Origin of the sequence: Roseivivax sp. THAF197b, from assembly GCF_009363255.1 — a bacterium.
GTDB lineage: Bacteria > Pseudomonadota > Alphaproteobacteria > Rhodobacterales > Rhodobacteraceae > Roseivivax.
In genome coordinates this window covers 224293-244241 of the sequence record NZ_CP045318.1, presented here as the reverse complement: position 1 = coordinate 244241, position 19949 = coordinate 224293, and the positions used below count along the sequence as shown (strand labels likewise).

Here is a 19949-nt window from a genome sequence, read left to right as displayed (position 1 = left end):
TCTCGGCAAGCGGGACGACGGGCGACGCAGGGACGCGGCACCGACCCCCGGGGGACACGATATCGACGAGACCGAAGCTTCAGCCGACAGCGCCCTTTTTGGCGCGCGGACAGCCCCGGTGCGCGATGTCATACGGGAAGAACAGGCGGCAAAGCCGGATCGAGCAGCAGCGAACCTTGGGGTCCTTCGGGACCCCTTTTTCGTGGCGCCTTACTCGAGCGCGGCGCGGCCCCAATCCTCGGACTGCATCTCGCGCAGGCGACTGGCGGTCCGTTCGAACTCAAACGCGCCGGGCCCTTCGAGATAAAGGTATTCCGGCTCCGCCGCGGCTGACACCACGAGCTTCGTCTTGGCCTCGTAGAGCGCGTCGATCAGCGTCACGAAGCGCTTGGCCTCGTTGAAGTTGGACCGGCCGAGCTGCGGCACGTTCTCAAGGATCAGAACGCGCACGGTCTCCGCGAGCTTGAGGTAATCCGCCGGGCCCAGCGCCTTGCCGCAGAGATCGAAGAACCGTGCGCGCGCCACCCCGTTGGAAAAGCGCGGCAGGTGCAGATCGCGCCCTTTGACCTGCAGCACCAGTTCTTCTTCGTTTCCGGCCGAAAGCCGCTGCCAGAGCGCGTCGATCGCCGCACGCGCCTCGGCATCGTTCGGGGAAAAGTACGTATCGGCCCCCTGCATCCGGTCCTGCCGATAATCGCGATGCGCGACCAATTCGTGCACGACCATCTGCTCTTTCAGCAAGTCGATGAAGGGCAGGAACAGGTTGCGGTTGAGACCATCCTTGTAAAGCTCGTCCGGCACGCGGTTCGACGTCGTGACCACCACGCAGCCCGCCGCGAACAGCTTCTCGAACAGCCGTCCGACGATCATCGCATCGGCGATATCGGTGATCTGCATCTCGTCGAAGGCGAAGACTTTCACGCTGTCGGACACCGCCTTGGCCACCGGCGCGATCGGATCTTCGCGGCCCTTCTGGCGCTCCGCATGCACGCCTGCCTGCACCTCCTGCATGAAAGCATGGAAATGCACGCGGCGCGTCGGCACTTCGAGGCTTTCAACGAAGAGATCCATCAGCATGGACTTTCCGCGTCCGACCCCGCCCCAGAGATACAGGCCCTTGGGCGGCGGCGGTGCCTTGCGGAAGAGGCCCTTCTTCGGGGGATCGTTCACGGCCTCGGCAATACGCGCGAATTCCGGCAGAACCTCGCGTTGCGCGGCATCCTCGTGCAGCACGCCCTCGGCCAGACGCGCCTCGTAAAGCGCGGTCAGGGCGTCAGACATTCGGTTCGCCCTGCAGACCCAGAAGCTTGCGGAACCCGGTCCAGTAGCCCGGCAATTGCGGCGGACCATCCAGGCCGTGCAACGCCTCGTCCGCCCATTGCGCCATGTGGCTTTTCGCAAAGCTCCGGCCCCAGTCCAGGTAATCGTCCGCATATTCCGGCCGCAAACGGCAGGCGGAGCCCACAAGACCCACGAGCGTCTCGGGCGGCGAATACCATTCGTCCTGAATACCGGTCACGCGAGCCTGCATGAGCGGGCCGATCAGGCGCATCAGCCGCTTTTCGGAGAATTGCAGCAGAAGCTTGCCCATATCGTCGCGGTTGTAATGGATGAGCGGCGGGAAGGTGTCGAAGAAGATCGCCTTGCCGTCCCGGATCGCGAAATTCCGGATCGACGGATGGAAGCCCACACGTTCCTCGACATGCTCGGCGGCGATCCAGAAGCGCGCGATAACCTCGCCCGCGGCCTGCATCATGGCGATGGTCTCTTCGCGGCTGCCGTCGCGCATGCGCGGGCGCATCAGGCTGTCGAGCGGCAGCGCCTCCTGCACGATCACGGGCGTGCGCGACCCGGTTCCGTCCAGATCCACGAGGTGAAACGCCGTCTCTGGCAGCGTCACGCCGCATTCGGTCAGAACGCGGACGTAATCGTCATGCGCCCGAGCCATCCGTTCGAGTGCCGCGTCATCCGCAGACCCGCGATAAACCTTGATCACCTTATCCGAGAACGGCCCCGAGGGCGGCTGGAACGGCGCGCAGAAATAGCCCAGCCTCGAGATGGTGCGCCCGCGCGTTGCGGTGTCGGCACGAATGAGATCAGCCAGCGCGGCAAGGTCGGTCATGGTCACTCCGAAGGCAGCGGGTCGGGTCAGTCCGCCCCGTTTAGCCCTTTGCCAGCCGCTGCGCCACCTCTGCGGCCAGCGCGTCCACCTCGTCGCGGGCGGGCGTCTTGCGGCCTTCCGCTCCGGACAGGCCCTTGCCCATCGCCTCGGCATAGATCGTGCGGTTGGCCAATTGCGTCTCGGCCATCGCCGCGTCGAGCGCGGCAGCGGCATCGGCGACCTCGCCCGCAAGGCGCGTCCGGGCGCGCGTCCGGTTCATCACCACAAGCGCATCCTTGTCCTCGCGCCGGGCGAGGTCGAGAACACCCTCCGTGGCCCAAAGGTCCACATGGCTCATGGCAACCGGCACCAGAACAAGATCAGCCACGCGCAGGGCGGGGCGCAGGTCGCTGTCGGCTTTCGGCGGGGTATCGACGATCACGATGTCGCATTCACCGGCCAGCTTGCGCGTCTCGTAGGTAATGCCCCAGGCCGAGGACGTGGCGAAATCGAGCCCGACCGTGGCGTCCGGGAAATCCTCGACACGGGTCATGAACCACCGCCCCAAGCTGCCCTGCGGGTCGGTATCGACAAGCGCCACGGATTTGCCCTGGCGCAGGAAGCCCACGGCGAGGTTGGCTGTCAGCGTCGTTTTGCCGGAGCCGCCCTTCTGCTGGGCCACGGTAATGATCGAACCAGTCATGCGAATCGTCCCCCCAGACGAAATTTCCACCATTTTGCACCTGCAGAATGGGATTGCCACCGCATGCGCCCGCCTGTGGCGTTAAGCGTGCTTAACGCGCCATTAACCGTGGCAGGGCAAAGCTTGGGCCATGTTGCGACTTGTCCTCCTTCTGGCTTGCACCTTCGGTCTGCTGCCCGCCTCCGCAATTGCAGGCGCCTGGCCGCGCGAGAAGGGGACTGGTTTCGTTTCGACTGTCACGTACCTGTCTTGGCCCCAGAACTATCTGCTCTGGGAAAGCTATGCGCCCGAAACCCGCTACGACACGCTCTATCTCGAATACGGGCTGACGGCGCGGTGGACCGTCGGGCTCGATCTCGGGCGGTCCGTGTCGGGCGCCGAGAAGGTTGTGGCCTTCGCCCGCCGCCCCCTCGCACGCCCTGATGCGTGGCTCCAGATCGCCGCAGAGATCGGCGCGGGCCAGATCGATGGCGACACGGTCCTGCGCCCCGGACTGAGCCTTGGCTACGGATGGGATGGCGGCTGGGTGAATGCCGATCTTCTGGCGGAGCATTTCAGCGATCGCAGCGAGACCGATGTGAAGCTCGACCTGACCTATGGCCGCACCCTTGGACGGCACAAGCTGATGATGCAGGTGCAGGCGGGCAAGCAAGCGGGCGACGAGGCCTTCGTGCGGCTGGTCCCTTCGATTGTGACGCCGATCTGGCGCAAGGTATCGCTGGAAATCGGCGCGACCTACGGCGTGACGGGGGATGAAAGCATGGGGCTCAAGCTTGGCATCTGGACCGAGTTCTGAACCCGGCCTAGCTTGCCCGCATGACACAGACACCCATCGATCCCATCCGCCCCACCGATGACGAAGCGCGCGCGCTTGCGCGTGACCTGATCGCCGGGGCCCGCTTCGGCGCGCTCGGCACGATCGAGCCCGAGACCGGCGCGCCGATGGTCACCCGCGTGGCGATTGCCCCTGACGGCTTTGGCGCACCGCTCAGCCTTGTCTCGGACCTTTCGGCGCATAGCGCGGCCCTGCTCGCGAACCCGGCCTGCTCCCTGCTTCTGGGAGAGCCAGGCCCCAAGGGCGATCCGCTGACCCATCCCCGCGTCACCCTGCAGGCAGAGGCGCATTTCATCCGCCACGGCGCGCCGGAGCATCCCGAGCTCGCCGCAACCTTCCTGAGAGCCTATCCCAAGGCGCAGCTTTATATCGGTTTCGCGGATTTCTCGATCCTGCGCTTCCGCATCCATGCCGCCTATCTCAATGGCGGCTTCGGCAAGGCCTACCGGCTCACGCCTGCGGATCTGTCGCCCTGACGGCAAAAGGCCGCCCGTGGATCCGGGCGGCCTGTGGAAAGGCTTAATTGGAGCGGGATCAATCCATGCGGATCGTCACGTTCGCATCCCCCAGAACCGGCGTGCCGTAGATGAGATGCACACGGTTGTTCTGCCCGCCCTCGCGGACCGAGCAATAGGGCATGATCCATTCGCTGACATTGGCCGAATTGCGCAGGCGCGACATGTGCGTGACAGCGTCGACCTCCTGCGCCCAGCCGTCGAAGGGCAACTCGTTATCCGTCTCCACGACCCAGGTATCCGAATGACTGTTCTGGTCATGCCGCACCACCAGTGGGTTTTGCGTCGCCTTTTCCACATTGGCGAAGGTGTTGTTGGAGAAAGTCACCCGCTTCATGTTGCCAAACTCGAGATTGGCGAAGGAGGTATCGACCCGCTCCACCCGGTCGATCTTGCCCGACGAGGCGCGGAACGTGTTGCCCGAGACGTTGAAGCCATTCAGGAAATGCCCCGTCCCGTAAGGCTTCACCACGATGTAGGAGAAGGTCGTCGCGACGTTCGAGCACAGGAACACGTTGTCGGTGATCGAGAGGCCCGCGAAGCCGAAGCCGCCGGTGAAATCCGGCTCCGGCTCGCGTTCGTTGGTCCATTCGACGAAGCAATTGTCGATGTAATTGTTCGAGATCTGCGTGTTGCAGGCCCGAAGCGCCAGGACGATCCCCGCGCTGCGGATGCCGTTTGACGCGGTATCGCCCTGGAAGAAGTGGTTGCCGGTGATGAGGTTCTGCGCCCCCGAGGCGACGAGGAAATGCCGGAACTGCGACGCGCGGCAATCGCGCACCTTCACATCGTTGGCGTTGACGTTGATCGCAACCGACCGGCGGTTCTGCGTCAGCTCCCCGCCTTCATGGCTGATGAACTGGCAATGCTCGATCAGCATGCCCTGGCAACCCTCTCCGGGCGAGGTGATACCGCGGAATTTCGGTCGGTTGAACGTACATTCGCGCACGATCATCACCGTGCCTTCGGGCGCCAGAATGATCCCGTTCGCCTGAATCGCGCATTGGAACTCGATATCCTCGAGCTGGAACACGTCAAGCCGGTCGAAGTCCGCGAAATCGAGCATGTATTTGTAGCGCGTGAAGGTGTAATTCTGCGTGCCCGTCGCATCCGACAGCGGTTGCGACAGCGTCAGATCGCCCGCGCCGACATTGACGGATTTCACGTAGATCTCGCGGCCCACCCCCGCGCCCTCGACGAGGCTGCCCACCTGGATGTTGGCGATATTCGTCACATTCGTCAGGCGGAACTGGTTCGACGGCGAATAGCTGGCCTGGCTTGTGACGACATCCTCATCCCAGTCGCCCGCATCGGTGGCCTGCAGCTGGCCATTGCGCAGAACGCGGCGCTGCGCATAGCTCGTCCGGTTCGCCACCGCCGCCTGCACATCAAGCGGCCCGGACAATGTCACGCGCCGACCGCCCATATCGAGGCTTTCGTGATCGGCATCGTTCATCAACGATTGCAGCGCCTTCTTCAGCGCGATCTCCTCGTCCCCGAAGGCGTCGATATAAGAGGGCAGGCTGAAGTTCTTGGTCAGCGACAGGCGGCGGCTCGTGGGCATCGTGACCGTGCCCTCGAAGATCACCTCCGAGTTGATCGTCACGTCCTCGCCGAGGAAATAGCTCCCCTGGCTGACAAAGAGCGTGCGACCATTAGTGACCTGATCGGCCGCCTCGAAGGCCGCGCTGTCATCGGTCACGCCATCGCCGCGCGCGCCGTAATCGCGCACGTCCACGTAGCCCAACATCTCGCGCAGAAAGACCGAGGTCACATCCTCGATCACGATATCATCGACCCTGAGCAGCCCGCCGGACGCGCCGGTGAAGTCGATGCCGAAATGCCCGTATGTCGGCTGCCGTCCCCAGACCAGATCGACGCCGCCGCGATTGCCCGAGCCGATGATCGCCGAAACCTCGACGATCTGGCCGTAGGTGGGGATCGCCACCGCGTCACCCGAGAGCGGTATCCCCGACACCGCGTTGCCGCTGGCATTGCCCGCGAAGGCTGCGATCCGCACCGAGGGCAGCGAGCCCGAGACGCATTTCACCCGCGCCGTCACGCGCAGGTAGCAACCGGGCTCGATGGGAACCTCGCCCATGTAACGGATGCGCTGGGTGGCGTCGGTTTTCAGCAGTTCGAGGCAGCCGCCGAAATCCTGATCCGCCGCGACGAAAGCGGCGGTGGGCGTGCTGGCGTAGGTGTCAGAGCCCGGTGTGCCATTCCCGCTCGACCATACGTTCAGCCCCTCCGCGAAGGGGGTCGGCATCAGCACCACACCGTCCGTTATCGCCTTGTTCATCGCTTTCCCTTTCCGTGCGCGCGACACCACAGAATGCGGGGCCGACTTTCACGCAAAGGGGTAGCGAGGGCGCCATTAAGACCGGCTGAGGCGACCGTGCGTTGCAGGCGGGATCAGGCGGCGAAGGCGTCCTGACGCAGAACCTGCACACCGTCGATGCGCCAGCCGTCAACCGTCTCGATCATCTTGTAATCAAGGACATGCACGCGCCCGCCCGGCCCGGTCACGACGACCTTCTGGTAGAGCGCGCCGTTCTCCTCGCGCAGATCGCCGAAGGTCACGTCGGAGGGTGTCCAGACCATGGGATAGCCCTGCTCGACCATGGCACCAAAGTTCTGCGGGCTTCGGAAAAGACCCTTGATCATGGGGCTAGCATAGCCGAAGGCCGCGTCGACATCGCGGTCGAGAAACGCCTCCATCTGGCTGGAGATCGTGGCCTCGATGTCCGGAACCGGTGCGACCACCTCCTGCGCATGGGCAGGCAGGGTCCAGAGCATCAGGGCGAATGCGGCAAACAGGCGTTTCATGGCAGAGCCTCCTCGTGACGACAAAAGGAAGGTAGGGCGTCCACCTTCCATGCCAAAATCACGGGAATGTGGGGCGATAAGTTTCACCGCGCCACGCGATCTGCCGGGTCAGCCGAGCTCGCCGCGCAGGCCACGCTCTATGAGTTGCACGGTTTCCTCAACGCCGTAGAGCGCGATGAACCCGCCAAAGCGCGGGCCCTGGCTGGCGCCCAGAAGCACCTCGTAGAGCGCCTTGAACCAGTCCCGCAACGGATCGAACTCGTGCTCCTTGCCGACCGCGAAGACAAGGCTCTGCAACGTCTCGTCGTCCGTCGGGCCATCATGGGCCTGAAGCCGGGCCGCCAGATCGCGCAACGCCGCCTCTTCCTTCTCATCGGGCGCGCGGAAGACCTTTCCGGGCTTCACGAAGTCCTCGTAATACCGGATTGCGAAACCCGCCGCCTGATCGAGATCGGGATTGGCTTCGGGCGAGGCGTCCGGCGCATAGCGCGCGATGAAGCCCCAAAGCGTCTCCTTCGTCTCCGCACCGGAGACCGAAACGAGGTTCAGCAGCATCGAGAAGGGCACCACCATCGTCGAGGCCGGAACACTGCCGCCATGGATGTGCCAAACGGGGTTTGCCGCCTGTCCCTTGGCGTCCTGACCCGGATAGGCGCGCAGCTGCTGGTGGTATTCGTCGACGGCCTTCGGAATTACGTCCCAGCTCAGCCGCTTGGCGGTCTTGGGCTTGAGGAACATGTAATAGGACAGGCTCTCGGTCGAGGCATAGGTCAGCCATTCGTCGATCGAGAGGCCATTGCCCTTCGACTTCGAGATCTTCTCGCCGTTCTGGTCGAGGAACAGCTCGTAGGTGAAATGCTCGGGCTTCCGACCGCCGAGGATCTCGCAGATGCGGTCGTAGATCGGGGTGTTGGTGGAATGGTCCTTGCCATACATCTCGAAATCGACGCCGAGGGCGGCCCAGCGCGCCCCGAAATCGGGCTTCCACTGGAACTTCACGTTGCCGCCGGTGACCGGCAGCGTCCATTCGCGGCCCTCTTCGTCGTCGAAGGTGATCTCGCCCTTCGCGGCATCCACATGCTTCATCGGCACGTAGAGGACGCGCCCCGTCTCGGGATGCATGGGCAGGAAGATGGAATAGGTCTGCTGGCGTTCCTCGCGCAGGCTCTTGAGCATCACGGCCATGATGTCGTCGTAACGCTCGCAGGCGCGCAGCAGCACCTCGTCGAAGGCGCCCGACCGGTAATACTCCGTCGCAGAGTAGAACTCGTACTCGAACCCGAACGTGTCGAGGAACCGCCGCAGCATGGCGTTGTTGTGATGGCCGAAGCTTTCGTACTTGCCGAACGGATCGGGCACCGAAGTGAGCGGCTTTTGCAGATGCTCTTTCAGCGCCTCGGGATCGGGCACGTTGTCCGGCACTTTCCGCATCCCGTCAAGATCGTCCGAGAAGCAGATCAGCCGCGTCGGGATATCCGAGATCGCCTCGAAGGCGCGGCGGATCATCGTGGTGCGCGCAACCTCGCCGAACGTGCCGATATGCGGCAGGCCCGAGGGGCCGTAGCCCGTCTCGAAGAGGACGCGATCCTTGCCGCCCTTGGTGCTTTCCACGCGTTTGAGCAGACGGCGCGCCTCTTCGAATGGCCAGGCCTTCGAATTCATCGCGGCTTCGCGAAAATCGGACATGCGTCTTATGCTCCTGTATGCTTGGCCGGGACGACCCCGGCCGCGTCAAGCGCCGCTACCTATTGCGGGTGCAGGGCAGGGTCAATATTGAAGGGCCACACACCGCAAAGAGCGAGGACCAAATGGCGAATTCCATCGAACATCCGATGTCACCGCAGGATGCGCTTGTGGCATTGATGGTGGCGGTTTCGGCCTCCGACGAGGATATCCGCACGGCCGAGCTCATCAAGATCCAGTCGATCGTCAGCACGCTGCCCATATTCCTCGAATACGATGCGGACCGAATCAAGTCCGTCAGCCAGACGGTGTTCGATCTCTTCGATCAGGAAGACGGGCTCGATGCGCTGTTCGGGCTTTTGCGCGACGCCCTGCCCGAGCGGCTGCACGAGACGGCCTATGCGCTGTCATGCGACGTGGCCGCCGCCGATGGCACGCTCGCCGATACCGAGCTGCGCCTGCTGGAAGAAATCCGCTACGAGCTGGATCTGGACCGCCTGCACGCCGCCGCGATCGAGCGCGGTGCGCGCGCGCGTCACATGCGGGCCTGATACCGGGCACCGGACGGCGCGGTTGCCCTTGCCCGGACAGGCCGCATTCAAGCGCAGCGGCCCTTTGATTGGTACAATCGGCGACTTGCGCCGTTCGGCGCGCCGGGTAACGTCCCGCCCATGGAACGCCACGCCCCCCTGATGAGCCCCGTCCTGATCGCGGGCTGCCTGATCATCCTCGTCTCCTTCGCGATCCGCGCGAGTTTCGGGGTCTTCCAAATCCCCATTGCCGAGGAATTCGGCTGGCTTCGCTCCGAGTTTTCGCTGGCCATCGCGATCCAGAACCTTGCCTGGGGTATCGGGCAGCCGCTCTTCGGGGCCTTCGCGGAAAAGCTTGGCGACCGGATCGCCATCATTCTGGGCGCTGTTCTCTACGCGATCGGCCTCGTTCTGTCGTCCTTCGCGGTCACGCCCGAGGCGCATCAGGTGCTGGAGATCCTCGTGGGCTTCGGCATCGCGGGCACCGGCTTCGGGGTGATCCTCGCGGTTGTGGGCCGCGCGGCATCGGACAAGAACCGCTCAATGTCGCTGGCCATTGCCACGGCGGCAGGCTCGTCCGGTCAGGTTTTCGGCGCGCCCGTAGCCGAATGGCTTCTGGGCTTCATGCCCTGGCAATCGGTGTTCCTGGTCTTCGCGGCCGCCATCCTCGCCGTGCTGGCGGTGCTTCCGATGATGCGCGCGCCGCAAGCCTCCCGCGCGCAGATCGAGGAAAGCCTCGGCCAGATCCTGAACCGCGCCTTTCGCGATCCGTCCTTTTCGCTGATCTTCATCGGCTTTTTCTCCTGCGGCTATCAGCTGGGCTTCATCACCGCGCATTTCCCCGCGCTTGTGACCGAGATGTGCGGCCCGATCCTGCAGGGCGGACTGCTCGACTCGCTGGGGATCGGGACGACCTCGGCACTGGGGGCGATCGCGATATCGCTGATCGGCCTGGCCAATATCGTGGGCACGCTGACCGCGGGCTATCTCGGCAATCATTTCCCGAAGAAATACCTGCTGGCCGGGATTTACGTGGGCCGCACCATTGCCGCCGCCGCCTTCATCATGCTGCCGATCACGCCGGGCTCGGTGCTGATCTTCTCGGCGGTCATGGGCTCGCTCTGGCTGGCGACGGTGCCGCTGACCTCGGGCCTCATCGCGCATATCTACGGGCTGCGCTATATGGGCACGCTCTACGGGATCGTGTTCTTCAGCCACCAGCTTGGCAGCTTCATCGGCGTCTGGCTGGGCGGCCGGATGTATGACCTGACGGGGGATTACACGCTTGTCTGGTGGGTCGGTGTGGGGGTCGGCGCGCTGTCGGCCATCGTCCATCTGCCCGTGCGCGAGAAGGCCTACGCGCCGCTCAGTCGGGCGGCGTAGACGGCCCCGGACGCTGCCCCTCAAACATCCCCGACAAGACCTCTGCCAACGCATCGGCATGGGTGAAGGGCAGGCCGTGATCCGCGCCCGGAATCACCTCCTGCCGGGTGCGCCTGTTCCATTGCGCGAGCTGCCCCAGACCCGAGATCGGAATCGTGCGATCCGCATCTCCCCAGACGGCGATGACCGGCAGCGCCTCTTGCGCGAGCGCCTTGTGCAGATGCGGCACGGGCTTGCGGAGCGCATAGCGCAGGCTCGACAGAACGGCGGGCACGAAGCCGCGCCGGTGAAGCTCGGCCTGCTGCACGGCGCGGATATCCTCCGGCGCGTCGCTTGCCGCGATGGCCTCCGCGTGGCGGGACGGATAGGCCATGTGAAAAAGCCAGTCGCCGATATAGGGCCATTCCACGCAGAACCGTTGCAGCCGTCCCATCGGCAGTCCCATCCCGGCAGGCGCCACAAGGACGAGCTGTCGCAGACGCGCGGGCTGCTCCACCGCGAAGGCGGAGGCGATCACGGCCCCCATGGAATAGCCGATCAGCGTGACGTCCTCGTCGAGACCGTGATGATCGAGCAGATCGCGCAATTGTCGCGCAAAGAAAGCGGGCGATTGCTGGCCTTTCGGTGCGCCGGAGAACCCGCGCCCATAAAGATCGTAGACCAGTACCCGGAACTCCATCGTGCCCAGATGCACCGCCAATCGCTCCCAAGCTGGCGATGGTGTTGTCAGCCCGTGCACGCACACGGCGACCGGACCCCGTGCAGGCCCGATCCAGCGGTAATGTGTGCGCCCCTGGCTGAGCGTGACGATATCGCCGGGCGCATCGACCTGCGCCTCGGCATCCATCGGCCGCCGCCGGGCCTCGCGGACCGCCGGGATGACCGCGACCAGCGCGCCAAGGATCGCCAGTGCCCAGATCACGCCGCCTGCCACGCCTCCAGAATGTAGCGCGCGCACATGAGGTCGAGATGGGCCCCGCCGCCATTCTTGAGGATGGTGATGTCCTCTTCGCTGCGGGTGAAGGCCTCGGGTGTGTAGTAATCTGCCAACACATCCGTTTTCGCGATGATCCCCGCCTCGAGCGGGATCTTCAACTCGCCGATATGGCCCAGCGTCGTGTCGAAACTGTCGACGAAGATCCGCGCCCGGGTCAGGGCCGCGTCGTCCACTTCGCGCATGTCCGGGCGATAGGCACCAATGAGGTCGAGATGCTGACCGGGCTGCAGCCAGTCGCCCTGGATCACGGGTTCGGTGGCCATCGTGGCAGTGGCGATGATGTCCGACTTGGCGATTGCCGCTTCGAGATCCGTTGCCACGCGCAGGCCCGGGATCTCGGCCGCCATCTCCTCGGCCCGCGCGGCGGAGCGGTTCCAGAGCGTGAAGCGCGCCTCTGGAAAGCCCGCGCCATAGGCCTCGATCAGGGATCGCGCCACGGCCCCCGCGCCCACGATCAGGATCTCGCGGCTATCGGGCCGCGCAAGCTTCAGCGCGCCGTAAAGACTGTCGCCCGCGGTCTTCCACTTGGTCACAAGGTGGAAATCGATCAGCGCCGCCAGCGTGCCGTCGCTGTCCGACATCAGGTTCACCGCGCCGTTGACCGCGGGCTTGCCCGCCTCCGCATTGCCCGGAAAGATCGTCGCGGCCTTCACGGCCACGCCCAGCCCGTCGATCCAGGCCGCTCGATTGAGCAGCGTGTCGCCACCGCGATAGAGAAAGGTATCGGCGATCTCCGCCTTGGGCAGCCTGTGCCCGGCCTCGAAGGCGCGCGCCAGTCCCAGCCATTCGAGCCGTGCCTCGCCTTCCTTGAACGGGATCACAAGCGGCTGTGTCATTGCGCCTCCTCCGGGCTCAGAAGCCCCTCTGCCACCAATCGCTTCGCGAAACCTTCGGGCGCATGGAACTGGTGCGTCTGCCAGCCGCGCGCCGCAGCCGCCGCGATATTGTCACCCCGATCATCGGTGAAGAGAAGCCCCTCGGGTGATTGCGGCACCTCCGCCTCCAGCGCCGCGTAGATCGCGGCATCGGGCTTTGCCATGCCCATATGGCCGGAGATGAAGCTCTGGTCGAACTCGCGCAGGAAGGGCCATTTGGCGACACCGACCTCGAAGGTGCCGATCCCGAAATTCGACAGCGCGTAGCAGGGCACGCCCTTGGCGCGCAGCGCCCGCAGAAGCCGGAGCGAATGCGGAATGTCGGGTCCCGCGATCTCGGCCCAGCAATCGTGCCACAGCCGGATTTCGTCGCGCCATTCTGGATGCGCGTCGGCCGCGTCGTAGATCGTTGCGCGAAAATCGTGCCCGCGATCAATGAGGTCGTTGTAGTGATGCAGGTCCACCTCGGCGAAAAGCCGTTCGCGGTCTGGCCTGCCGATCCGCGCATCGAAGAACCGCTCAGGGTTCCACTCGATCAGCACGTTGCCGATATCGAACACCACCGCGCGCACGCTCATGTCCCGGCCTCCCGCAACGCCGCGCGGATTTCGCGCTCCAGCGCATCGAGAAACCGCGCGCGGTCTGCCTTGGAAAAGGCGCGGCCCCCGCCCTGCCGGAACGGATCGGCGGCGCGCAGATCGGCCATGAGGTCGCGCTGCGCAAGCCGCGGCCCGATATTCGCCTGCGTGAAGGCCTCCCCCGCATGTGACAGGGTGCGTGCGCCCGACGCGACGGTCTTGGCCGCGAGCGGAATATCCCCGGTCACCACAACGTCGCCGCGCTTGGCCCGGTCTGCGATCCACATATCGGCGATGTCCGGCCCGTCCGGCACGATCACCACCTCCACGAGCGGATTGCGCGACATGCGCAGCCCACCGTTGGAGACCAGCTTCATCGGCACCTTGTGGCGCGTGGCGACGCGCTCGGCCTCCTCCTTCACGGGGCAGGCATCGGCATCGACATAGAGCACGCTCACCGATAGAGCGCCTCTGCGTGGAAGGCGATATGCTCTTCCATGAAGGTCGACATGAAGAAGTAACTGTGATCGTAGCCCTTCTGCATGCGGAAGGCGCCCTCCTGACGCCGCGCGGTCATCGCCTCGGCCAACGCTTCGGGCATCAGCAAGTCGAGGAAATTGTCCTCCGTCCCCTGATCGATCAGCACCGGCCCGTCAAAGCCGCGCTCCCGCATCAGCAGCGTCGCGTCATGCGCGGCCCAAGTGCTTTCGTCCGCGCCCAGATAGGCGCCGAACTGCTTGCGGCCCCAGTCGCTTTGCGTCGGATGCGCGATGGGCGCGAAGGCCGAGACGGCGCGGAATCGCTCCGGATGGTGCATCGCGACGGTCAGCGCGCCATGCCCGCCCATGGAGTGGCCGGTGATCGATTGCCGCTCCATGTCGAGGGCGAAGTTGCGGCCCAGAAGGGTCGGCAGCTCCTCGGTGATGTAGTCCCACATCCTGAAATGCGGGGCCCAGGGCGCCTCGGTCGCATTGACGTAGAAACCAGCACCCTGCCCCAGATCGAAGGCGTCGTCATCGGCAATGCTGTCCCCGCGCGGCGAGGTGTCCGGAAAGCAAAGCGCGATCCCCTGCTCCGCCGCCCAGGCCTGCGCACCGGCCTTCGTCATCGCGTTCTCATGGGTGCAGGTCAGACCCGAAAGATACCACAGAAGTGGCACCGGCATCTCCCGCGCCTCCTCCGGCAGGAACAGCCCGAAGGTCATGTCGCAACCGCAGGCATCGGATGCGTGGCTGTAGACGCCCTGCACGCCCCCATGGCAGCGGTTTTCGGATTTGGTGTCCATCTTGGCGCTCCTCGTGACAGATTGGTCCAAGGGCTATCGCGGGGGGCTGCCGGGCGGCAAGGCCTATCCGCCGGTCATCCACGCGATCCAGGCCGAGACGGTCAGGATACTGCCCGCGGTCGACAGAAGGATCGCCGCCGAAACGCGCTGCGGCGAAGTGCCGTAATGCTGGGCCAGGATGAAGACATTGCCCGCCACGGGCAGTGCCGCCGCCGAGACCGCGACCACGGCGGCGAAGGGCTCGACCGGGAACAGAAGCAGGGTGCCCACGGCCACGAAAAGCGGATGCAGTCCCAGTTTCGCAAAGCTGAGCCAGCCTGCAATGAAGAGCCGCTCGGCGGATTTCGAGGCCAGCGACGCGCCGATGGCAAACAGCGCGCCGGGCGTTGCCGCATTGCCAAGGATGGTGACGAACTCGTTCACCGGCTCCGGCAGGTCGAACCCGGATCCCGCCACGATCAGCCCCAGCGAGATCGACACGATCATCGGGTTCTTCAGAAGCCCGATCCCGATGGTGCGCAACACACCCGGGCTCATCCGTCCGTCGCGCGATCCCTCGACCAGGATCACGAGAAGCGAGGAGAAGACGATCATGTCGATGGACAGGATCAGGATGATCGGGGCCACCGCCGCCTCGCCCAGCAGAAGGGCCAGCATGGGCACACCCAGAAAGCCCGTATTGCCGATGGCGGCACATTGTCCCTCGATGGCCGCCGTTTCCACCTTCACGCCGCGCCAGAACGCCACGATCAGGCCGATCCCGTAGACGAAGGCCGTACCCCAGAGATAGGCCACTGCGAGCCAGGGATCGAAGATCTCCGAGATCGAGAGGTTGGCCGAAAACCGGAACAGCATCGCCGAAAGTGCGAAGTAGAAGACGAACTTCGTGAGGTACGCGCTGGCCTCCTCGGTGAAGAAGCGCGTCCGGGCCGCGCCGTAGCCCAGACCGATCAGCGCGAAAAAGGGGAGTGTCTTGAGGAAGATCGCCAGCATGCGATCTTTGTGAGGGGTTGCGCCGGTGCGGTCAATCGCAAGGCCGGGTTCGCAGCGCTAGTGCTCCTCGAAAACCGTCATCACCTGTCCGAGCGGCTTCTTGCGCTTGGCGGCTTGCGGCACGGTCGCATCGTCCGAAGGGTAGCCCACGGGCAGGATCATCACCGGCTTCTCGCGGTCGGGCCGCCCGCACATCTCGTTGAGGAACTTCATCGGGTTCGGCGTATGCTCAAGGCAGACAAGCCCCGCCTTGTGAATGGCGGTGATCAGCATGCCGGTGGCAATGCCCACGCTTTCGGGCACATAGTAATTCTTGTACCGCTCGCCGCTGTCGTCGACGCCCCACCGTTCGGCGAAGACCACGATCAGCCACGGCGCCTGCGTCAGATGCGGTTTGTCCACGCCGGTGCCGATGGGCTCCAGCGCCTGCAGCCAGGCGTCGCCCGCCCCGCCCCCGTAGAATTGCCGCTCCTCGTCCTCGGCCCCTTCGCGCACCCGCGCCTTCATCGCCGGATCGGAGATGGCCACGAAATGCCAGGGCTGGCGGTTGGCGCCCGAGGGCGCGGTATGGGCCGAGGCGATACAGGCCTCGATCACCGCGCGCGGTACGGGGCGGTCGGAATAGTCCCGCACGGAATGACGCTGCCGCATGTAGTCACGAAACGCCTCCGCCGCTGTCACGGCCTCTTCAGGTGGCAATTGCACGCGGTCCGGCAGGGGCAGGGGCGTGTAGGTCGGGCTGTCGTCGTCACGGGGCATGGGCGCTCTCCTTTTGGCGTGGATTGAGAGCACCCGCGCCGACCATCGTCAACCGGACCCGATCAACGCCCCCGCGGCAAAGACCAGTGCGCCGCCCAGCACCACCTGGAAGGTCGCCCGCAGGAAGGGCGTGTCCATGAACTTGTTCTGGATCCAGACGATGGCCCAAAGCTCCACGAAGACGACGACGAAGGCGATGATCGTCGCGGTCCAGAATTGCGGAATGAGATAGGGCAGCGCATGGCCCAGCCCGCCAAGCGTGGTCATGACGCCCGACGCGATCCCCCGCTTCAAGGGTGATCCCCGGCCCGACAATTGACCGTCATCCGACGCGGCCTCGGTGAAACCCATGGAGATGCCCGCGCCGACGCTCGCCGCAAGACCCACGAGGAACGTGGTCCAGGTATCCTGCGTCGCGAACGCCACGGCGAAGATCGGTGCCAGCGTGGAAACCGAGCCGTCCATCAGCCCCGCAAGACCCGGCTGCACCCAGGTCAGAACGAATTGCCGCTTGGCGCCGTCATCCTCCGCTTCGCGGGCATCTTCGGGCAGATGCTCCTGCTCAAGGGCGTCGGCCTTGTTCTGATGCCCGGCCTCTGCCGCCGCGAGATCCCCCAAGAGCTTGCGGGTGTCGGCATCCTGGGTGCGCGCCGCTGCGTTCAGATAGAACCGCTCGGCGTCCCGCTCCATCTGTCGCGCTTCCGAGCGGATACGCTCCAGCCCGAGGTTTTCGATTAGCCAGACCGGCCGACGGGCGTAGAAACCCGCCACATGCTCGCGCCGGATCAGCGGAATAACCTCCCCGAAGCGCTTCCGGTGCAGATCGATGAGCGCCTTTCGGTGTCCATCCTCTTCGGCGGCCATCCCGTCGAAAACCTTGGCGGTGCCGGGAAATTCCTCCCGCAGATGCTCCGCATACATGCGGTAGATGCGCCCGTCATCTTCCTCCGAAGAGATGGCGAGGGCGATGATTTCCTGCTCGTTCAGGTCCGAGAAACGGCGACGGCTGGTAATGAAACGCATGGCGATATCCAAAATTAGAACGGTTCTAATCTACGTGCGGAGAGATGTATCGCAAGCCCCGCGCGCAAAATTATTTGAACCGAACGGTTCATATGGGAGTTGAATAGTGAACTAATCGGTTTAGATACGCTGCAATACAGAAAGGACCCCTCCTATGCGCCTCTCCCTCCTCCTCATCGCCGTTGTCACCGTGGCCAGCCCCGCCGTCGCCGACGACTACCTCCCCCATCTGGCGGATCTTCAGTTTCCCGCGGATCGCACCGAGACCATCCATCAGCCGCCCGTCCCGGCCACATATTCCCGCTGAACGCCGCGCGGCAATTGTTCAAACTGAACTGAGCGGTTTATACTTCTGCCTCACAGGCGAGGAGAGCTTATGGACGCGTCCGTCGACAAGATCCGCAAGGGTCGCAAATACGACCAGGTGATCGACGGCGCGCGCGAGGTCTTCCTGCGGGACGGCTTCGACGGGGCCAGCGTGGACGATATCGCACGCGCGGCCGGCGTCTCCAAGGCGACGCTCTATTCCTACTTCCCGGACAAGCAGTTGCTGTTCATGGAAGTGGCGCGCCTGCAATGCCAGGAACAGGCCGAAGAGGCGATCACCCATCTCGACCGCTCGCTGGACAGCGAAACGCTGATGCAGCGGGCGGGCAAGAGCTTCCTCGATATCGTCTTTTCGCCCATGGCGATCGAGCATTTCCGTCTCTGTATCGCAGAGGCGGAACGCTTTCCCGCGCTGGCCGAAGAATTTTGGCGCTGCGGTCCGTTGAAATTCAGGGACGCCATGCTGACGATGTTCGACCTGATGATCGCGCGCGGCGATATCGAGATCGCCGAGGCGGATCGCGGACGCGCGGCCTACCAGTTCGGCGACCTGTGCAAATCAGGCCTGCATATGGAGCGCGTCTTCAACATCCGCGGACCGGTCAGCGATGCCGAGAAACAGCAAAACGTCGAAGAGGCGGTACGCATCTTCATGGCGCGCTACGCCAAGACGGGATGAGAAGCAGGCGAGCGGGCGGGGCCTTAGCCCTCGCCCAGCTTTGGCGCTGCCTTCTCAAGCACCAGATCCGCATCCGAAAACCTGAAGGGCGCCCGCACGCCCGGTAGCCCTTCGGGCGCGATCTGCATGCCACGCGCCTGAACCTGCGGATCGGCCATGACCTCGGCCATGTCGTTGATCGGCCCGGCCGGCACGCCCTCGGCTTCGCAGGCCGCGAGCAGGTCGGCCTTGGTGAAGGTCAGCGTCGCGGCCGTCAGGCGGGCGGTCATGTCGGCGCGGTGCGCGATGCGGTCCGCATTCGTCAGAAACTCCGGCGCTTCGGCCATCTCCGGCACACCGAGCAGGCGGCAGAGGCGGCGATACTGACCGTCATTGCCCGTCGCGATGATGATGTGACCATCCGCAACCTCGAAGACCTGATAGGGCGTCAGGTTCGGGTGGTAATTCCCCGTACGTCCCGGCGGCGTGCCGGTCGACAGGTAGTTCAGCGCCTGATTGGCCGTCGCCGCCACCGCGCAATCCAGAAGCGCCATGTCGATATGCTGACCCCGGCCCGTCCTGTGCCTCTGCTCCACCGCCGACAGGATGCCCACGACGGAATAGAGCCCGGTGAACAGGTCCGTGACCGCCACGCCCGCGCGCTGCGGTTGGCCATCGGGATCGCCGGTGATCGACATCAGCCCGGACATGCCCTGAATGATGTAATCGTAGCCCGCGCGATGCGCATAGGGCCCGGTCTGGCCGAAGCCGGTGATCGAGCAATAGATGAGCCGCGGATTGACCGCCGAAAGGCTCTCGTAGTCGGCGCCGTATTTCGCAAGTCCGCCGACTTTGAAATTCTCGATCAGGATATCGGCGTCGCGCACCAGATCACGCAGTTGCGCCTGCCCCTCGTCGGTCCGCAGATCGACGATGACCGACGCCTTGCCCCGATTGCAGGAATGGAAATAGGAAGCGGAGGTATCGCCCTCGCGCTCGATGAAGGGCGGGCCCCATTGCCGGGTGTCGTCCCCCGCGGCGGCCTCGACCTTGATCACAACCGCACCGAGATCGGCCAACGTCTGACCGGCCCAGGGGCCGGCCAGGATGCGCGCGAGCTCGATGACTTTCAGACCTTCCAGCGGCCCGCGCGGGGCAGAGACGCTCATTGATCGGCGAGTTTCGCGTCGAGGATTTCGGCGAAGTCCCCGTAGTTCATGTTGGAGTAAAGCTCGCCATCGATAACGAAAGACGGGGTCGAGCTGATCTCGTCCTCTTCCGCGTTGCCCTGATACCACTCGACCAGCGCGCGCAGCTTGTCGCCATCAGTCAGGCAGGCCTCCAACTCGTCATTGCCGAGACCGGCAATGCGGCCGATCTTGCGCAGACCTTCGGCGATGGCCGCATCGGAGCCTGCGCGCGCCCAGTCGGATTGCGTGTCGTAGATCATGTCGGTGATCCCGAAGAAGCGATCCTGGTTGCCGCCGCAGCGCGCCACGAGCGAGGCCCACATGCCGTACTTGTCGAAATACACTTCGCGGTACACGAAACGGACCTTGCCGGTATCGACGTAGTTTTCCTTGATCTCCTCGAAGACATCGGCGTGGAAGCTCGCGCAATGCGGACAGGTGAAGGAGGCATATTCGATCACCTCGACCGGCGCATCCTCTGCGCCCAGTACCATTTCCTGCACGGTGACGGACGAATCTGCCCCATCCGCCTCGGCGCCTTGCGCATTCGCCGCACCCGGCAAAGCGAGGTCGGCCGTTCTATCCGTCGCCTGTGTCACACCGGTGTTTTGCAGTGCGAACCAGCCACCGAGGCCCAGAACCGCGGCGAGCGCCGTTGCGGAAATCATCCGTTTCATGAAGTCAC

At 64.5% G+C, this 19949-nt stretch carries 22 protein-coding genes; 6 read left to right on the top strand and 16 right to left on the bottom strand.

Annotated elements, in window-relative coordinates; all coding sequences use genetic code 11:
* Positions 1-210 precede the first annotated feature (210 nt).
* Genes zapE through parA form a run of 3 tightly spaced genes read right to left on the bottom strand, consistent with a single transcriptional unit; the run spans position 211 to position 2804 of the window.
* Positions 211-1281: a cell division protein ZapE gene (zapE, locus tag FIV09_RS01250; RefSeq protein WP_152448280.1), complete on the bottom strand. Its 1071-nt coding sequence runs from the start codon at positions 1279-1281 to the stop codon at positions 211-213.
* Entirely contained in the window at positions 1274-2122 is an 849-nt protein-coding gene (locus tag FIV09_RS01245) for a DUF6206 family protein (RefSeq protein WP_152448279.1), read from the bottom strand. Before FIV09_RS01245 ends, zapE begins: the two co-directional genes overlap by 8 nt.
* 40 nt (positions 2123-2162) lie before the next feature.
* The gene (parA, locus tag FIV09_RS01240) at positions 2163-2804 is read right to left on the bottom strand and encodes a ParA family partition ATPase (RefSeq protein WP_152448278.1); all 642 of its coding nucleotides are present in this window, start codon (positions 2802-2804) and stop codon (positions 2163-2165) included.
* Positions 2805-2934: 130 nt separating this feature from the next.
* Here parA and FIV09_RS01235 point away from each other — a divergent pair, with 130 nt between their 5' ends.
* Together FIV09_RS01235 and FIV09_RS01230 are read left to right on the top strand one after the other, a co-directional pair.
* Complete coding sequence (locus FIV09_RS01235) at positions 2935-3600, top strand: hypothetical protein (protein WP_152448277.1); 666 nt, start codon at positions 2935-2937, stop codon at positions 3598-3600.
* 20 nt (positions 3601-3620) lie between these two features.
* Positions 3621-4115: a HugZ family protein gene (locus tag FIV09_RS01230; RefSeq protein ID WP_152448276.1), complete on the top strand. Its 495-nt coding sequence runs from the start codon at positions 3621-3623 to the stop codon at positions 4113-4115.
* Between the two features lie 58 nt (positions 4116-4173).
* On the opposite strand, the gene FIV09_RS01225 is transcribed toward FIV09_RS01230, so the two are convergent.
* The 3 genes from FIV09_RS01225 to FIV09_RS01215 form a co-directional block, all read right to left on the bottom strand.
* The gene (locus FIV09_RS01225; RefSeq protein WP_152448275.1) at positions 4174-6456 is read right to left on the bottom strand and encodes a right-handed parallel beta-helix repeat-containing protein; all 2283 of its coding nucleotides are present in this window, start codon (positions 6454-6456) and stop codon (positions 4174-4176) included.
* Positions 6457-6569: 113 nt separating this feature from the next.
* Complete coding sequence (locus tag FIV09_RS01220; protein WP_152448274.1) at positions 6570-6983, bottom strand: DUF4864 domain-containing protein; 414 nt, start codon at positions 6981-6983, stop codon at positions 6570-6572.
* Positions 6984-7091: 108 nt separating this feature from the next.
* On the bottom strand, positions 7092-8669 hold the full coding sequence (locus FIV09_RS01215; protein ID WP_152448273.1) for a lysine--tRNA ligase: 1578 nt from the start codon (positions 8667-8669) through the stop codon (positions 7092-7094).
* Between the two features lie 122 nt (positions 8670-8791).
* Between FIV09_RS01215 and FIV09_RS01210 the strand changes: the two genes are divergently transcribed.
* Together FIV09_RS01210 and FIV09_RS01205 are read left to right on the top strand one after the other, a co-directional pair.
* Complete coding sequence (locus tag FIV09_RS01210) at positions 8792-9217, top strand: tellurite resistance TerB family protein (RefSeq protein ID WP_152448272.1); 426 nt, start codon at positions 8792-8794, stop codon at positions 9215-9217.
* Positions 9218-9337: 120 nt separating this feature from the next.
* Entirely contained in the window at positions 9338-10579 is a 1242-nt protein-coding gene (locus tag FIV09_RS01205) for an MFS transporter (RefSeq protein ID WP_152448271.1), read from the top strand.
* On the opposite strand, the gene FIV09_RS01200 is transcribed toward FIV09_RS01205, so the two are convergent.
* The 8 genes from FIV09_RS01200 to mbfA all read right to left on the bottom strand — a co-directional run bounded on the left by FIV09_RS01200 (position 10563) and on the right by mbfA (position 17089).
* Complete coding sequence (locus tag FIV09_RS01200) at positions 10563-11501, bottom strand: alpha/beta fold hydrolase (RefSeq protein WP_152448270.1); 939 nt, start codon at positions 11499-11501, stop codon at positions 10563-10565. The two genes, FIV09_RS01205 and FIV09_RS01200, sit on opposite strands and share 17 nt — an antisense overlap.
* Positions 11498-12412, bottom strand: a complete 915-nt coding sequence (locus FIV09_RS01195; protein ID WP_152448269.1) for an ornithine cyclodeaminase family protein — start codon at positions 12410-12412, stop codon at positions 11498-11500. Before FIV09_RS01195 ends, FIV09_RS01200 begins: the two co-directional genes overlap by 4 nt.
* Positions 12409-13029 carry an HAD family phosphatase gene (locus tag FIV09_RS01190; RefSeq protein WP_152448268.1) on the bottom strand — a complete coding sequence of 207 codons (621 nt, stop codon included), beginning with the start codon at positions 13027-13029 and terminating at the stop codon, positions 12409-12411. The genes FIV09_RS01195 and FIV09_RS01190 overlap by 4 nt, the downstream gene beginning before the upstream one ends.
* A complete protein-coding gene (locus FIV09_RS01185) occupies positions 13026-13487 on the bottom strand; it encodes a YaiI/YqxD family protein (RefSeq protein ID WP_152448267.1) in 462 nt (153 codons plus the stop codon). Before FIV09_RS01185 ends, FIV09_RS01190 begins: the two co-directional genes overlap by 4 nt.
* Positions 13484-14314, bottom strand: coding sequence for an S-formylglutathione hydrolase (gene fghA / locus FIV09_RS01180; protein ID WP_152448266.1), 831 nt, complete (start codon positions 14312-14314; stop codon positions 13484-13486). The genes FIV09_RS01185 and fghA overlap by 4 nt, the downstream gene beginning before the upstream one ends.
* A 63-nt stretch (positions 14315-14377) precedes the next feature.
* The gene (locus tag FIV09_RS01175; protein ID WP_152448265.1) at positions 14378-15307 is read right to left on the bottom strand and encodes an AEC family transporter; all 930 of its coding nucleotides are present in this window, start codon (positions 15305-15307) and stop codon (positions 14378-14380) included.
* A 57-nt stretch (positions 15308-15364) separates the two neighbouring features.
* A complete protein-coding gene (locus FIV09_RS01170) occupies positions 15365-16066 on the bottom strand; it encodes a nitroreductase family protein (RefSeq protein ID WP_152448264.1) in 702 nt (233 codons plus the stop codon).
* 48 nt (positions 16067-16114) lie between these two features.
* Complete coding sequence (gene mbfA, locus FIV09_RS01165) at positions 16115-17089, bottom strand: iron exporter MbfA (RefSeq protein ID WP_152448263.1); 975 nt, start codon at positions 17087-17089, stop codon at positions 16115-16117.
* Positions 17090-17243: 154 nt separating this feature from the next.
* On the opposite strand from mbfA, the gene FIV09_RS20270 reads away from it, so the two are divergent.
* Both FIV09_RS20270 and FIV09_RS01160 read left to right on the top strand, forming a co-directional pair.
* Complete coding sequence (locus FIV09_RS20270) at positions 17244-17396, top strand: hypothetical protein (RefSeq protein WP_172975595.1); 153 nt, start codon at positions 17244-17246, stop codon at positions 17394-17396.
* Between the two features lie 69 nt (positions 17397-17465).
* Positions 17466-18095 (top strand): TetR/AcrR family transcriptional regulator, encoded by a 630-nt coding sequence (locus tag FIV09_RS01160; RefSeq protein ID WP_152448262.1) that lies wholly within the window; start codon positions 17466-17468, stop codon positions 18093-18095.
* A gap of 23 nt (positions 18096-18118) precedes the next feature.
* On the opposite strand, the gene FIV09_RS01155 is transcribed toward FIV09_RS01160, so the two are convergent.
* Both FIV09_RS01155 and FIV09_RS01150 read right to left on the bottom strand, forming a co-directional pair.
* Positions 18119-19243, bottom strand: coding sequence for a CaiB/BaiF CoA-transferase family protein (locus FIV09_RS01155; RefSeq protein ID WP_152448261.1), 1125 nt, complete (start codon positions 19241-19243; stop codon positions 18119-18121).
* A complete protein-coding gene (locus tag FIV09_RS01150) occupies positions 19240-19941 on the bottom strand; it encodes a DsbA family protein (protein WP_152448260.1) in 702 nt (233 codons plus the stop codon). The genes FIV09_RS01155 and FIV09_RS01150 overlap by 4 nt, the downstream gene beginning before the upstream one ends.
* Positions 19942-19949: the final 8 nt, after the last annotated feature.